The 622-nt window shown below is 43.9% G+C and carries 2 protein-coding genes; both read right to left on the reverse strand.

The genetic code is table 11. The features are described 5' to 3' along the window. The coding region (locus B4K20_RS12090) for a nuclear transport factor 2 family protein (protein WP_289283063.1) at positions 1–419 on the reverse strand (419 nt) is incomplete at its 3' end. A 22-nt stretch (positions 420–441) separates the two neighbouring features. Beyond that, the coding region (locus B4K20_RS12095) for a glutathione binding-like protein (protein WP_289283064.1) at positions 442–622 on the reverse strand (181 nt) is incomplete at its 5' end.

Genomic DNA, 622 nt, shown 5'->3' on the forward strand with positions numbered 1-622 from the left:
CAATGAAATAAACGATCGGATTCTTTAATCGGCAAGTCATTGATACAAGCAAAGCGACGTTGCATCAGACCTTGCTCATTAAATTCCCAGTTTTCGTTACCATATGAACGAAACCAGTTGCCACTATCATCATGCCATTCGTATGCAAATCGCACAGCTATGCGATTTTGTTCAAATGCCCACAGCTCTTTTATTAGACGGTAATCGAGTTCTCTTGCCCATTTCTTTTGCAAAAAGTCTTTGACTTGTTCGCGACCACGAGGAAATTCAGCACGGTTACGCCAGATAGTATCTTCGGTATACACCTGTGCCACACGATCCGGGTCACGGCTGTTCCAGGCATCTTCAGCCATACGCACTTTTTGTGTAGCCGAGGCTTCATCAAATGGCGGAAGAGGGGGCTTAATATCGGTTGTCATAGTGTTGTTCTCCAAAATAGATTTATAAATGAATGCCTGGCATGGATATATAGTTTGGTAAAGCTTCAAACCGTGTCAGCCACGCAGTGATGTTCTGATAGGGACTAAGATCGACCTGGCCTTCATGTGCTAAAGCCAGATAGGGATACATAGCGATATCTGCAAGACTCAGTCTGTCGACGATTAGCCATTGTTTATAAGCT

This window comes from Methylophaga sp. UBA5088, from assembly GCF_002414625.1.
In the GTDB taxonomy this organism is placed as follows: domain Bacteria; phylum Pseudomonadota; class Gammaproteobacteria; order Nitrosococcales; family Methylophagaceae; genus Methylophaga; species Methylophaga marina.